The sequence below is a fragment of the Falsiroseomonas oleicola genome, assembly GCF_019029495.1.
Lineage (GTDB): Bacteria > Pseudomonadota > Alphaproteobacteria > Acetobacterales > Acetobacteraceae > Falsiroseomonas > Falsiroseomonas oleicola.
Genome location: NZ_JAERQM010000002.1, coordinates 557,951 through 570,661 on the forward strand (window position 1 = coordinate 557,951; position 12,711 = coordinate 570,661).

A 12,711-nucleotide genomic window follows, 5' to 3' on the forward strand; every position below is an offset into this window, starting at 1 on the left:
TCCCCCTTCAGTAATTGGCACTGCGCGGTGGACCCGCGCTGGTGGTGGCGGCCATGGCATCGAGGTGGAATTGCAGCCGCTCCGCCCGCAGCGCGACATCGTGCCACAGATTGTCGAACTCGCCAGGGTCGGTGGCGTGGTCGAAGATCTCGCCCATGGGATGGCCGTGATAGATCACGGATTTATGGCGCCCGTCGAAGACCATGGTGCCGTGGCTGTGATCGCGCCCGGCGCCGATGGCGTCGTGGAACTCGCAGACCACATGCGGCTTGTGGCGGCCTGGGTCGGCGCGGCCTTCCAGGATCGGCAGCAGCGATTTCCCCTGCACCGTCCACGGGATTTCGATGCCGGCCGCCTCCAGCAATGTCGGCGTGATGTCCACCAGCTCGACCAGCGCGTCGCTGACCAGGCCGGGCGTCACCCGGCCGGGCCAGGACCAGATCATCGGCACATGGACCAGCCCTTCGAAGAAGCGGCAGCCCTTCAGGACCAGGCCGTGGTCGCCCAGCATCTCGCCATGGTCGGAATGGAACAGCACGATGGTGTCCTGCTCCTGGCCGCTGTCGCGCAGCGCCGCCAGGATGCGGCCGAGCTGCGCATCCAGGTGCTCGATCATGGCGTAGTAGTTCGCCTTCACCTGAAGCGCGTCATAGCCCTCCGGCACATGGCTCGCGACCTTGTCGTGGTCGCGCTCGGCGGGGGGCGGCGGCTGCTCGGCGTGGCGGATGCGCGGGTCCTGCGGGCGGACCTGCTGCTGGTCGACATTCTGGAAATCCACCCAGCGCTCGCCATCGCTGTCGCGCCACAGCGGCAGGGGCAGGCCGGCGGCATCGACCTTGGCCAGGGCTTCCGGCGGCGCGTCGAAGGGCGCGTGCGGGTCGAAGAAGTTCAGCGACAGGCACCAGGGCGCGTCGCGACGGTCGGTGATGAAGCGGATCGCCATCTCCGCGCACCAGGTCGATTGATGCAGCGCCGCCGGCACGCCGGGGCCGCAGAAGGCGCCCTTGTCGCGGTACAGCGCCTGCGGATCGACGCCCTTCTCATGCCGCAGCCAATGTTCATAGGCATCGCCCCGCGCCGCATCCGGCGTCGGATGGTGGTTCCAGTGGAAGACGCGGTAGCCGTCATCGACGCGCTGTTCGTGATACTTCGCGGCGGAGAGGTGCAACTTGCCGATCAGCCCGCAATCATAGCCGGCATCGGCCAGCCGCTTCGTCACCAGCACCTCATGCGCCGGCCAGAAGGCATTGCCGTTGCGCTGCACCTGATGCGTCGCCGGATACCGCCCGGTCATCATGCTGGCGCGGGAGGGTGTGCAGATGGGCGACTGCGTGTAGCAGCGGGTGAAGGCGGTGCCGGAGGCGACCAGGCTGTCCATGGCCGGCGTGCGGATATGCGTATTGCCCAGCGCGCCGACCGTGTCCCAGCGCTGCTGGTCGGTGCAGACCCAGAGGATGTTCGGTCGCTTCACTGCACCGTCACCCCGGCGGCCGGCACGGCGACGCGCCAGCGGTTGCGTTCGGCGGTCAGATGGCCCTGGAAGTCCGCGGCACTGCCGACGGCAGGCTCGACGCCCAGGGTCAGCAGCCGTGCCGCCACCTCCTCCACTTGCAGCACCGCCTGGAATTCGGTGTTGAGGCGCGTGGCGATGGCATCCGGCGTGGCGGCGGGCATCACCACGCCGAACCAGCCGCTGCTGTCGTAATCCGGCACGCCCAGCTCCCCCAGCGTCGGCAGGTCGGGGAAGGCGCGGGCGCGGCGGGCGGTGGCGGCGGCCACCGGCACGGCGCGGCCGCTGGCCAGGTTGCCGGCCATATCCAGGGGGCTCGAGATCATCAGGTCGATCCGCCCGCCGGCGAGGTCCGCCGCCGCCGGACCGCCGCCGCGATAGGGCACATGCAGGATATCGACGCCCGTGCGCAGCTTCAGCAATTCCATCGCCAGATGCGGCAGGCTGCCATTGCCCGGGCTGCCATAGGTCAGCACGCCGGGCCGCGCCTTCGCCATCTCCGCGATCTCGGGCCATCCCCGCGTTGCCAGCCCGGTGCGGGAGAAGAGCAGGGAGGGGCTGGTGACCAGCAGGATCACCGGGCGGAAGGCGGCTTCCGGGTCATAGGGCAGATTGGGATAGGCGAATTGCGTGATGACGAAGGGCGGCGGCGCCAGCAGGATCGTGTAGCCATCCGGCGCTGCCCGCGCTGCCTCCGCCGTGCCGATGACGGAGGCGGCGCCGGCCCTGTTCTCCACCACCACCGGCTGGCCGAGGCGCTGCGACAGGTGCTGGCCGGTCAGCGGCGCCGTGGTGTCGGAGGCGCCGCCGGGGGCGAAGGGCACGATGAAGCGGATGGGGCGGGAGGGCCAGGGCGCCGTGCTTTGTGCCAGGGCTGGCCCCGCCAGGGCGAAGGCCGTCCCGGCCAGCATCGCGCGCCGACCCATAGCCGATTGCGTCGTCATGGCGTTTCCCTTTCCTCTCCGGTCCTTGTTTGGTCCACCCCCGTTTGGCAAAGTGGCCTGACCAGTTTCGGCATGCTGGCGCCGCCTTGCCAGGACTGTCAACCGCCTGGATATCTGCCGGATGCCCTTCCAGCCACTCGAACCCCGCCGCCTGTTCCGCCGCATCGCCGAGCAGATCGCCGCCATGATCGCCGCCGGCGAATTGCCGCCCGGCAGCCGCCTGCCCTCCGAACGCGACCTGGCACCCCGGCTGAATGTCAGTCGGCCCTCCTTGCGGGAGGCGCTGATCGCGCTGGAGATCGAGGGGCTGGTCGAGGTGCGCGGCGGGTCCGGCGTCTATGTCCGCGCCGCCGCCCCGGCGCCGTCACGCCCCGCCACGGATGCGCCCGGCCCCTTCGACGTGCTGGAGGCGCGGCTGCTGGTGGAGCCGGATTGCGCGGCCCTGGCGGCGCGCAGCACGGATGCGGCGGCGCGGGCGGCGGTTGCGGAAGCCTTCGGCCGGATGCGCGCCGAGACCGTGGCCGGCCGCGTGGGCGATCCGGCGGATCGCGACTTTCACCTGGCCATTGCCGAGGCCTCCGGCAATCCGGTGCTGGCGCGCATCGTCGGCGAGCTCTGGACGGATCAGGCCGCGCCCGTCGCCTCCCGCCTCACCCGGCTCGCGGTGTCACCGCTGCGGCGCCGGCAGAATCTCGGCGAGCATGCGCAGATCGCGGAGGCCATCGCGGCGGGCGCGGCGACGGCGGCGCGGGCGGCGATGCGCCGGCACCTTCTGGCGGTGCGGCGTGCCCGGCTGGCGGCGCTGGCTGGGTGAGCCTCAGGCGGGCTCCTTCTCCCGTTCCGCCATCATGCGCTGATAGGCCGGGCGGGCGTGGCAGGCGGCGATCCAGGCCTTCACCTGCGGGGCATTGGCGAAAAGTTCGGGCGCGGGCAGGGCGTAGCGCATCACCTCCGCCACATTGATGTCCGCCACCGTGAAGCGGCCCCCGACCAGGTAGCCCGTGGCGGCCAGCGCCTGGTCCAGCACCGCGACCGGCGCGCGCAGGGCGGCGACCGCCGCATCGGCCTTCGCCGCATCGCGCTCTGCCGGCGGCTTGCCGATGCGGTTGTAGAGGATTTCGATGCTGTGCGGCTCGACCTCGGTCGCCGCCCAGAGCGACCACATGCCCATCAACCCATCCTCCGCCGCATCGGCCGGGCCGAGCGCGCCGCCATATTTGCGGGCGAGGTACAGGTTGATGGCCAGGCTCTCATGCAGAACCAGTTCGACATCGACCAGGGACGGGATATGGCCGTTCGGATTGACCGCGAGGAATTCGGGCGACCGCGTGTGCATCGGCGCATCCGCCGCATCCGGGTCCGCCAGGCGGTAGGCCTGGATCACCGGCACCTGCCGGAATTCCAGCCCGGCCTCATGCGCCAGCCAGACATTGCGCGAGGCGCGGGAGCGCAGGCAGCCATAGATGGTCAGCATGGGTTTCAATCCTGTCCGAAGGGATCGTCGACGGATTTCGCCGGCGGCGTCAGCCAGGCCGCACCCGTCTCGGTGATGACGATGTGGTCTTCCAGCCGGATGCCGAATTCGCCGTAGATGGCGATGGTGGGCTCGATGCTGCCGGTGACGCCAGGGGCGAGGACTTCCTTGCCGCCCTTCACGAAATAGGGCGCCTCATGCACATCCATGCCGATGCCGTGCCCCGCGCGATGCGGCAGGCCGGGAGTCTTGTGGCCAGGGCCGAAGCCGGCGGCCACCACAACGCCGCGCACCGCATCGTCGATCGCACCGCCGGTGATGCCCGGTTTCGCCACGGCGATGCCGGCGGCCTGCGCCGCATGGTCCAGGTTCCAGATGTCGCGCTGGCGCTGCGTCGGCGTGCCGAAGACGTAGCTGCGCGTGATGTCGGAGACATAGCCATGCAGCGGCGCGCCGACATCGATCAGCACCACATCGCCGTCCCGCAGCGTCTGCGGATAGGGCACGCCATGCGGATAGGCCGTGGCCTCGCCGAAGAGCACGATGGAGAAGGACGGGCCGCCATCGAAGCCGGCCTTGCGATGCGCGGCGGCGAGAAATTCGCCGACCTCCGTCGTGGTCACACCCGGGCGCAGCGCGCGGGCGGCGGCGGCCTGGATCGCCAGCGTCATGCCCATGGCCTGGCGCAGCAGCGCCACCTCGTGCTCCGACTTGCGCTGGCGCAGATGGCTGGTGACGGCGCCGCTGGCGATGAAGCGGTGATTCGGCAGCGCGGCGCGCAGCCCTTCCGCCACGAAGACCCGTGCCATGTCGTCCAGCGCCACCGTGCCACCCGCGATGTCGCCGGCGCGCAGGATGTCGCTGAACAGGGCGTAGGGGTCTTCATCCTCCTCCCAGCCAAGCACCGCGCCGGGCAGGGCCAGCATGGTCTTCAGCTTCTCCACCTCGAATTCCGGGCAGAGATAGGTGAGGGCGCCGCGCACCGGCAGCACGGCGCCGACCGGGCGCTCGGACTGGCCGTGCTTCAGCCCGGTCAGCCAGGCGAGGTTGGTGGTGCCGTCCAGCCACAGCGCATCGATGCCGAGTTCCGCCATGCGCGCCTGCGCCGCGGCGACGCGCTGTTCATGCGCTTCGGCGCCGATCGGCGGCACGACATCGCGCTGGTTGGTGATGCGGGCCAGTTCGGTGGCGAAGTCGGACCCGCCGACGCCGATGGTCATCCCTCGATCTCCTCGCGCAGCATTTCGAGCCGCAGCCAGTCTTCCTCGGCCGCATCGCGTTCCGCCTGCTTCTTCGCCAGGAGATTGCTGCGGGCGGCGAAGCCGGGCGGGTCGTTGGTGTAGAGGGCCGGGTCGGCCAGCGCCTTCTGCAGCACGCCGATTTCCCGTTCCAACTGCGCGATGCGCACGGGCAGGGATTCGAGCGCGTGCTTGTCCTTGAACGACATCTTGGCTTTTGCGGCCAGGCGCGGGGCCTCGACCCCGCTACGCTCGGCCGCTTCCGCCGCGGCGGCGCGCGCCTTCGCCTGCACGCCACGGCCGCGCTGCGCCACCATGTCGGAATAGCCGCCGGCATAGTCCTGCCAGTGGCCGTTGCCCTCGCTGACGATGACGTTGGTGGCGACGCGGTCGAGGAAGTCGCGGTCATGGCTGACGACGATGACGGTGCCCGAATACTCGGCCAGCAGTTCCTGCAACAGGTCGAGCGTTTCGAGGTCGAGGTCGTTGGTCGGCTCGTCCAGCACCAGCAGGTTCGACGGTGTCGCCAAGGCGCGCGCCAGCATCAACCTGCCCCGCTCGCCACCCGACAGCGCGCTGACCGGCGTCCGCGCCTGTTCGGGCAGGAACAGAAAGTCCTTCATATAGCCGATGACGTGCTTCACCTCGCCGCCGATCCGCACCACGTCGCCGGAACCGCCGGTCAGCGCCGATTGCAGGGAGGTTGCGGGGTCCAGGCTGTCCCGCGTCTGGTCCATCGTGACCATCTCGAGGCTCGCGCCCAGCCGCACGCGCCCCTCATCCGGCTTCAGCGCGCCGGTCAGCAGGTTCAGCAGCGTGGTCTTGCCGGCGCCATTCGGCCCGACGATGCCGACCCGGTCGCCGCGCATGATCCGCGTGGAGAAATCGCGCACGACGGGCGGCGCATCGCCATAGGCCTTGGTCACGCCTTCCAGCGCCACCACGAGCGAGCCGGAGGCATCGCCCTCGCTCGCCGCCATCCGCACGGCGCCAGGCACCGTCACACGTTCGCGGTGCCGCTTGCGCAGGTCCTGGAGCCCGGCGAGGCGCTTCACATTGCGCTTGCGCCGCGCGGTGACGCCATAGCGCAGCCAATGCTCCTCCCGCACGATCTTGCGGGCCAGTTTGTGCGCCTGGGTTTCCTCCTCCTCCAGCACCTGGTCGCGCCAGGCCTCGAAATGCGAAAAACCCTGATCGAGGCGGCGGGTGGTGCCGCGGTCGAGCCAGACCATGGATTTCGAGAGGCGTTCCAGGAAGCGCCGGTCGTGGCTGATGAGCACCAGCGCGCTGCGCAGCGGGCCGAGCGCCTGTTCCAGCCATTCGATCGCCGGCAGGTCGAGATGGTTGGTGGGCTCGTCCAGCAGAAGAATATCGGGCTCCGGCGCCAGCACGCGGGCCAGCGCCGCGCGCCGCGCCTCGCCGCCCGAGAGGTTGGCCGGGTGCTCCTCCCCGGTCAGGCCGAGGCCCTCGATCAGCACCCGCGCCCGGTGCGGATCGTCGCCCGGGCCGAGGCCGGCGGCGACATAGGCGCCGGTGGTGGCGAAGCCGGCCAGGTCCGGCTCCTGCGGCAGGTAGCGGATGGTCGCGCCGGGCTGGATGAAGACGGAGCCCGCATCGGAATCGATGATTCCGGCGGCGATCTTCAGCAGGGTGGATTTGCCCGAGCCATTGCGCCCGACCAGCGCCAGCCGGTCCCCCGCCGAGACGGCGATTTCCGCCCCGTCCAGCAACTGGGTGGAGCCGAGGCGAAGGCGGATGTCACGGAGATGCAGAAGGGGGGGCAGGGCCATGGGCGGGGATTGCGGGGATGCGCGGCGCCCGTCAAGCGCGCATCGCGGGTGGGAGGGGGTGGGACCCTCCCATGCCTGGAGTTACGTGGTCTTCGGATCGATCCAGCCGATATGGCCGTCGCCGCGGCGATAGACCACGTTCAGCCCGTTGGTCGCGCGGTTGCGGAACATCAGCACCGGGACATGCGCCAGATCCATGCGCATCACCGCCTCCCCCACCGTCAGGCGATGAATTTCGGCCGGGGTCTCGGCGACCACCGCGGGGTTGTCGCCGGCCTCCTCCATCGCCGGATCGGGGGTTTCCTCGATCTCCTCCTCCTGCCGCAGCACCACCTGGCGGGCCATCTCGGCCTGTTCCGGCTCGCGCTCGGCGGCCATGCTGCGGGCGTGGTCGTTCATGCGGCGGCGGTAGCGGCGCAGCCGCTTGGCGACATGCTCGGCCGCCACCGTGAAGGCGCGATGCGCATCGGCGCCTTCCCCCTCGCCGCGCAGGAACAGGTTCCGCCCGGCCTTGAGGTTGATGTCGCACAGGAAGGCGTGGCCCTTGGCGTCCCGGCTGAAGGTGACGTTTGCTTCGACGGCGTGGTCGAAATACTTGCGGGATATAACGGTCAGCCCGTCACGGACATGCGTTTTCAACGCTTCGCCTGTTTCGACCTGTTTGCCGGCCACGGTGATATGCATGCGAGCTTTGCTCCTTCCTCACCTATGGGGAAGGCCGCGCCCGGGGAAAAGCGGCGTGAACCGCGCCGCGGATCAGGCCGGGACGGCCTTCTCCCGCTTGCGTTGCACGGACGATGGAATGCGCAACGCCTCGCGGTATTTGGCCACCGTTCGGCGGGCGATGTCCACTCCCTCCTTGCGCAAACGCTCGACGATTGCGTCATCCGAAAGCACATCCTCGCTGCTTTCGGCGCCGATCATCTCCCGGATGCGGAAGCGCACCGCCTCGGCCGAATGACTCTCCCCGCCCAAGGTCCCGGCGATGGCAGTGGTAAAGAAATACTTAAGCTCAAAAGTGCCGCGCGGCGTCGCGATGTATTTGTTGGCGGTGACGCGGCTGACAGTGCTTTCGTGCATCGCCACATATTCGGCGACGTCGCGCAGGATCAGCGGCCGCAGATGCGCGACGCCGAGGCGGAAGAAGGCGTCCTGCCGGCGGACGATCTCGGCGGCGACCTTCAGGATGGTATTGGCCCGCTGTTCCAGGGATTTCACCAGCCAGGTGGCCGATTGCAGCCGGTCGGCGATGAAGGCCTTGTCGTCGCGGGTCTTCACGCCGACCACGGCGCGGGCGTGAAAGCCACGATTGACCAGCACGCGGGGCAGGGTCTCGGGGTTCAGCTCCACCGCCCAGCCGCCATCCGGCAGGCGCTTCATCAGCACATCCGGCACCACCGCCATGGCCGGCGGCGCGTCGAAGCTGGCGCCGGGCTTGGGGTCGAGGCGCTTCAGCTCCGCGATCATGTCGGCGAGGTCTTCCGAATCGACCTCGCAGACCTTCATCAGCCCGCGCAGGTCGCGCCGCGCCAGCATGTCCAGATTGTCCAGCAGCCTTTCCATGCAGGGGTCCAGCCGGTTGCGGTCGGCCAGCTGCACCGCCAGGCATTCGCGCAGGTCGCGGCAGAACATGCCGACGGGGTCGAGGCGCTGCAGCAGCCGGCGCACGCCCGCCACCTGGGCCTCCGGGCAGCCCATGGCATTGGCGATCTGCAGGTCGGTGATGGTCATCCGCCCGGCGGGGTCGACCAGCGCCAGCATCTGCGCCGCGATCAGCCGGTCCCGCGCATCGCCGAAGGTCAGGCGGACCTGTTCGCCGAGGTGCTCGCGGAGCGACTTCCGGCCATCGGCCAGGTCCTCGATATCCGACAGGCTGTCGTCGAAATCGGCCCGTCCGCCACGTCCGCCGGATTCGGCGAAGCCGCCGCCGCCGCCATCGCTGTCATAGACATTGCCCCAATCGGCATCGAGCGGCGCCGAGGCCTCCGTCGGCATCTCGCCGGAGGTGGCGGCGGCGTGGGAATCGAGGTGCTCGGTGGCCGGGGCAGGGTTGTCCTCCGCGGTTCTCGGCAGTTCCGGGCGCTCATCCCGCTCCAGCAGCGGGTTGCGCTCCAGCTCCTCCTCGACGAAGGCGGAAACTTCGACATTGCTCGATTGCAGCAGCTTGATGGCCTGCCGCAATTGCGGCGTCATCACCAGGGACTGCGAATGGCGCAGGTCGAGGCGCGGCCCGAGTGCCACGGTCCTCAGTCCCCAACCCGGTTATGCGCGGCCCTGTCCATGGTGCGAGCCTAGAGCGAAAACCTTTCGCCGAGATAGACACGCCGCACACCCTCATGCGCGACGATGTCGCGGGGGTTGCCCTCCATCAGCACCTGGCCGTCATGCAGGATATAGGCGCGGTCGATGATCTCCAGCGTCTCCCGCACATTGTGGTCGGTGATGAGCACGCCGAGGCCGCGATCCTTCAGATGTTTTACAAGGTCACGGATCTCGCCGACGGCGATGGGGTCGATGCCGGCCAGCGGCTCGTCCAGCAGGATATAGCTGGGCTGGGTCGCCAAGGCGCGGGCGATCTCGCAGCGCCGGCGTTCACCGCCCGAAAGCGCCAGGGCCGGGGCGCGGCGCAGATGGGCGATGCCGAATTCCGCCAGCAGGCTGTCCAGCATCTGCTCCCGCCGGTCGCGCACCGGCTCGACCACCTCCAGCGCCGCGCGGATATTGTCTTCCACCGACAGGCCCCGGAAGATCGAGGCCTCCTGCGGCAGGTAGCCGAGGCCGAGGCGGGCGCGGCGGTACATGGGCAGGAAGGTGACGTCATGGCCATCCATGGTCACCGTGCCTTCATCCGGCTGCACCAGGCCGGTGATCATGTAGAAGGTCGTGGTCTTGCCGGCGCCATTCGGGCCGAGCAGGCCCACAGCCTCCCCCCGCCGCAGGGTCAGGGAGACATTCCGCACCACCGGCCGCTTCTTGTAGCGCTTGCCCAGGCCGGTCGCGACCAGGCCACTGTTCTGCGTGGCGAGCCGCACATTCGGGCGGGTTTCGCCGGGGCGATCCGGGCCGTTCATTGGGCCGTTCATCGGGCCGGCGTCTCGGCCGCGCCCTGGCTCGGCCGTCGCTGCGGCGGCGGGGCGGGGGTGCGTCGGGCCGGGCGTTGTGCCGGCGGCACCGTCGCCTGGCTCGGCTGCTGCTGCCCCTGAACGATCAGGCCCTGTACGCGGGTGCCTGGCGCCGAAACCAGCCGGGAGACTCCGCTGCGCAGGTTCACGATGGCTTCCTGGCCGTTCAACTGGTTCTCCCCCCGGGTGATACGCACGCCGCCGACCAGCCGCGCGAGTGCGGTCTGGGGGCTGTACATGCCGCGTTCCCCGCGGACCACCTCATCCGCCGTGCGGATTTCGACATTGCCATAGGCCTCGACCCGGTCGATCCGGCTGTTCTCCCCGGCGACGGGCAGGCCGGCGACGGGGGGGGCGGCGGGGCGCGCGGGTGCGGCTGGGGTGGGGGCGCCCTCGGCACCCTCCTCCAGGAAATAGGCGACCAGCGTATCGGCGGCGATGCGGCGGTTGTCGCTGCTGACCACCACGGCGGCGCCACGCGCCACGGCCATGCGTCGCTGCGGCCAGTATTCCAGGCTGTCGCGGGCGGTGATGCGCTGGTCCGGCGTGGTCAGCGACAGGCCGCTGCCCGACAGCACCATGACCGCCTGGTCCATGTCATAGACCGCGCGCTGGCCCTCCGCCGTTTCCGTGGCGGAGGTGACGCGCACATTGCCCTCCGCCTCCAGCCGCCAGATCTCGCCGCCCGAAAGCGGGCTGTCGCCGGGCTGTCCCGCCGGAGCGGGGGCCTGGGGGCCGCCGCGCGGGCGGTAGCGGGCGATCAGCCGGTCGGCATCGACGGACACGCCATCGCGCACCGCCCGCGCGGCGCCGCGGGCGACCACCAGCTGGTCCTGCTGGCGCCATTCGATGCCGTCATTGGCGGTGATCTCGACGGGACCGCCCTGGTTCAGATCCAGGCTCTGCGGCCAGGCCGGGTTCGCCAGCAGCAGCAGCGCCGCCAGCGGCGGCAGCAAGCGCCTCATTGTCCGCCCTCCAGCACCGCGCGGGCGCGTCCGGTGAAGATCACCACCTGGCCCCGGTCATACAACCGGAAGCCCTCGGCGGTCAGATTGCCGAAGGGGCCCTGCGCCGCGACCGGCAGGTCGCCAGAGGCGGCGCCCGCCTTCAGGTCGATCTCCGCGGCCTCGGTCACGAATTGGGTCCCGTCGTCATGATGCACCGTCACCTGCCCGGCCAGACCCAGCCTGTTGGTCGGGCGATTGAAGCGACCCTCCCGCGATTCGAGGTAGACCCAGGCGCCATCGCCGAGCAGCAGGTCGGCGCGGGGTGCTGCCAGCGCCACCACATCCTCATTGCCACCCTGGGTCGCGAGGTCGGCGGTGACGGTATAGGGGCGGTCCTGCTCATCCACCCCCTGGTAGCGCGGATCGACGATGCGCAGCGCGTCGGGCGCGGCCTGCAACACGCGGCGGAAGGCGACGCGACCGCGATCGGCGGCGCTGTCGATCTCCGGCCAGAGAGCCACGGCGGCCAAAAGGCAGACGGCGGCCAGGGGCAGTATGCGCTTGGCGACGGCCACCAGGATACGCCGCCGCGCCAACTGCCCCGCACTGGGCGCGGTGCGTTCCCGCGAGGGCGCCAGCATGCGCCGCGCCGGCGGGCGCGAGGCGGCGCCCGGGGCGGCGCTGGGCCGAAGAGAAGTGGGCGGCGGCAGTCTCACGGTGCTTTCTAGGGCCTTGCTGGGCGAGGGGTCAACGCGCGAAGCGATCCGCGGCGCCTCCCCGGACAAAAAACGTGCCACATATTGGGTGCGACGGCACCTTCGATGTCACGTGGCAGTCAGCCTGCCCTCCGCCAGCGCGTCGCGCCGGAGGGTCAATGCGCGAAGATGTCCGGGTCCTCATAGCCCAGCAGGTCCAACCGACCGCGCATGGGCAGGAAGTGGTAGCAGGCCTCGGCAATGTCCAGCCGCCCCTCACGTTCCAGCACCGCCTTCAAGCGGGCCCAGAGCGCATGCAGGTGCAGCACGTCGGAGGCCGCATAGGTCAGTTGCTCTGGCGTGAGCTCCGGCGCGCCCCAGTCGCTGGACTGCTGCTGCTTCGACAGGTCGACGCCCAGCAGGTCGCGGCAGAGGTCCTTCAACCCGTGCCGATCCGTGTAGGTGCGGACCAGCTTGGAGGCGATCTTGGTGCAGACCACCGGCGCCACGACCACGCCCAGCGCATTGTACAGCGCGGCGACATCGAAGCGCGCGAAGTGGAAGATCTTCAGCACCGCGGGGTCGGCCAGCAGGCGCTTCAGGTTTGGGCAATCCGCGCCACGGCCGCCCAGCCGCTCCGGCAGGATCTGGACGCAATGGGCGGTGCCGTCGCCGGCCGAAAGCTGCACCAGGCACAGCCGGTCGCGCCGCGGGTCGAGGCCCATGGTCTCGGTGTCGATGGCGACGGAGGCGCCGAAGTCGATGCCGTCGGGAAGGTCATGTTTATGGAGGCGGATCATGGCGTCCCGGGTGAAAAGGGTGGAACCCACGCCATGATGATCCCGCTTGGTGGTGCCCAGGAAAGGACTCGAACCTTCACGACCTTGCGGTCACTGGCACCTGAAGCCAGCGCGTCTACCAATTCCGCCACCTGGGCAAAGGGGCGTCTTCCGACGTGGGGCGGGATTTACGGGCGGGCCTCGGGGCCGTC

12 protein-coding genes and 1 tRNA gene are annotated in these 12,711 nt (G+C 69.9%); 1 reads left to right on the top strand and 12 read right to left on the bottom strand.

Annotation, left to right across the window (positions count from 1 at the left end; all coding sequences use genetic code 11):
- Positions 1 to 7 precede the first annotated feature (7 nt).
- Positions 8 to 1,471 carry a sulfatase family protein gene (locus JJQ90_RS09410; protein WP_216874654.1) on the bottom strand — a complete coding sequence of 488 codons (1,464 nt, stop codon included), beginning with the start codon at positions 1,469 to 1,471 and terminating at the stop codon, positions 8 to 10.
- On the bottom strand, positions 1,468 to 2,454 hold the full coding sequence (locus JJQ90_RS09415) for a Bug family tripartite tricarboxylate transporter substrate binding protein (protein ID WP_216874656.1): 987 nt from the start codon (positions 2,452 to 2,454) through the stop codon (positions 1,468 to 1,470). The genes JJQ90_RS09410 and JJQ90_RS09415 overlap by 4 nt, the downstream gene beginning before the upstream one ends.
- A gap of 121 nt (positions 2,455 to 2,575) precedes the next feature.
- Here JJQ90_RS09415 and JJQ90_RS09420 point away from each other — a divergent pair, with 121 nt between their 5' ends.
- On the top strand, positions 2,576 to 3,268 hold the full coding sequence (locus tag JJQ90_RS09420; protein ID WP_216874658.1) for a FadR/GntR family transcriptional regulator: 693 nt from the start codon (positions 2,576 to 2,578) through the stop codon (positions 3,266 to 3,268).
- 3 nt (positions 3,269 to 3,271) lie between these two features.
- Here JJQ90_RS09420 and JJQ90_RS09425 read toward each other — a convergent pair whose 3' ends face one another.
- The 10 genes from JJQ90_RS09425 to JJQ90_RS09470 all read right to left on the bottom strand — a co-directional run bounded on the left by JJQ90_RS09425 (position 3,272) and on the right by JJQ90_RS09470 (position 12,657).
- The gene (locus JJQ90_RS09425; RefSeq protein ID WP_216874660.1) at positions 3,272 to 3,928 is read right to left on the bottom strand and encodes a glutathione S-transferase family protein; all 657 of its coding nucleotides are present in this window, start codon (positions 3,926 to 3,928) and stop codon (positions 3,272 to 3,274) included.
- A gap of 5 nt (positions 3,929 to 3,933) precedes the next feature.
- Entirely contained in the window at positions 3,934 to 5,148 is a 1,215-nt protein-coding gene (locus tag JJQ90_RS09430) for a M24 family metallopeptidase (protein WP_216874661.1), read from the bottom strand.
- A complete protein-coding gene (locus JJQ90_RS09435; RefSeq protein WP_216874662.1) occupies positions 5,145 to 6,956 on the bottom strand; it encodes an ABC-F family ATP-binding cassette domain-containing protein in 1,812 nt (603 codons plus the stop codon). Before JJQ90_RS09435 ends, JJQ90_RS09430 begins: the two co-directional genes overlap by 4 nt.
- Positions 6,957 to 7,037: 81 nt before the next feature.
- Complete coding sequence (gene hpf / locus JJQ90_RS09440) at positions 7,038 to 7,640, bottom strand: ribosome hibernation-promoting factor, HPF/YfiA family (protein WP_216874663.1); 603 nt, start codon at positions 7,638 to 7,640, stop codon at positions 7,038 to 7,040.
- A gap of 72 nt (positions 7,641 to 7,712) precedes the next feature.
- Positions 7,713 to 9,197, bottom strand: coding sequence for an RNA polymerase factor sigma-54 (gene rpoN / locus JJQ90_RS09445; RefSeq protein ID WP_216874664.1), 1,485 nt, complete (start codon positions 9,195 to 9,197; stop codon positions 7,713 to 7,715).
- Between the two features lie 50 nt (positions 9,198 to 9,247).
- On the bottom strand, positions 9,248 to 10,027 hold the full coding sequence (gene lptB / locus JJQ90_RS09450; RefSeq protein WP_216874665.1) for an LPS export ABC transporter ATP-binding protein: 780 nt from the start codon (positions 10,025 to 10,027) through the stop codon (positions 9,248 to 9,250).
- Positions 10,028 to 10,035: 8 nt separating this feature from the next.
- Complete coding sequence (locus JJQ90_RS09455; RefSeq protein WP_216874666.1) at positions 10,036 to 11,043, bottom strand: LptA/OstA family protein; 1,008 nt, start codon at positions 11,041 to 11,043, stop codon at positions 10,036 to 10,038.
- Positions 11,040 to 11,666 (bottom strand): LPS export ABC transporter periplasmic protein LptC, encoded by a 627-nt coding sequence (lptC, locus tag JJQ90_RS09460; protein ID WP_216874667.1) that lies wholly within the window; start codon positions 11,664 to 11,666, stop codon positions 11,040 to 11,042. Before lptC ends, JJQ90_RS09455 begins: the two co-directional genes overlap by 4 nt.
- Positions 11,667 to 11,896: 230 nt before the next feature.
- The gene (locus JJQ90_RS09465) at positions 11,897 to 12,520 is read right to left on the bottom strand and encodes a ribonuclease D (protein ID WP_216875244.1); all 624 of its coding nucleotides are present in this window, start codon (positions 12,518 to 12,520) and stop codon (positions 11,897 to 11,899) included.
- A gap of 50 nt (positions 12,521 to 12,570) precedes the next feature.
- Positions 12,571 to 12,657: transfer RNA gene (locus tag JJQ90_RS09470), tRNA-Leu, on the bottom strand.
- Between the last annotated feature and the right edge of the window lie 54 nt (positions 12,658 to 12,711).

Bases quoted from the DNA above. Each gene is read 5' to 3' on its own strand.
- hpf (WP_216874663.1), bottom strand. From the start codon at position 7,640: ATGCATATCACCGTGGCCGGCAAACAGGTCGAAACAGGCGAAGCGTTG.
- JJQ90_RS09455 (WP_216874666.1), bottom strand. From the start codon at position 11,043: ATGAGGCGCTTGCTGCCGCCGCTGGCGGCGCTGCTGCTGCTGGCGAAC.
- JJQ90_RS09425 (WP_216874660.1), bottom strand. From the start codon at position 3,928: ATGCTGACCATCTATGGCTGCCTGCGCTCCCGCGCCTCGCGCAATGTC.
- lptC (WP_216874667.1), bottom strand. From the start codon at position 11,666: ATGCTGGCGCCCTCGCGGGAACGCACCGCGCCCAGTGCGGGGCAGTTG.
- JJQ90_RS09435 (WP_216874662.1), bottom strand. From the start codon at position 6,956: ATGGCCCTGCCCCCCCTTCTGCATCTCCGTGACATCCGCCTTCGCCTC.
- JJQ90_RS09465 (WP_216875244.1), bottom strand. From the start codon at position 12,520: ATGATCCGCCTCCATAAACATGACCTTCCCGACGGCATCGACTTCGGC.
- JJQ90_RS09420 (WP_216874658.1), top strand. From the start codon at position 2,576: ATGCCCTTCCAGCCACTCGAACCCCGCCGCCTGTTCCGCCGCATCGCC.
- JJQ90_RS09430 (WP_216874661.1), bottom strand. From the start codon at position 5,148: ATGACCATCGGCGTCGGCGGGTCCGACTTCGCCACCGAACTGGCCCGC.
- JJQ90_RS09415 (WP_216874656.1), bottom strand. From the start codon at position 2,454: ATGACGACGCAATCGGCTATGGGTCGGCGCGCGATGCTGGCCGGGACG.
- lptB (WP_216874665.1), bottom strand. From the start codon at position 10,027: ATGAACGGCCCGGATCGCCCCGGCGAAACCCGCCCGAATGTGCGGCTC.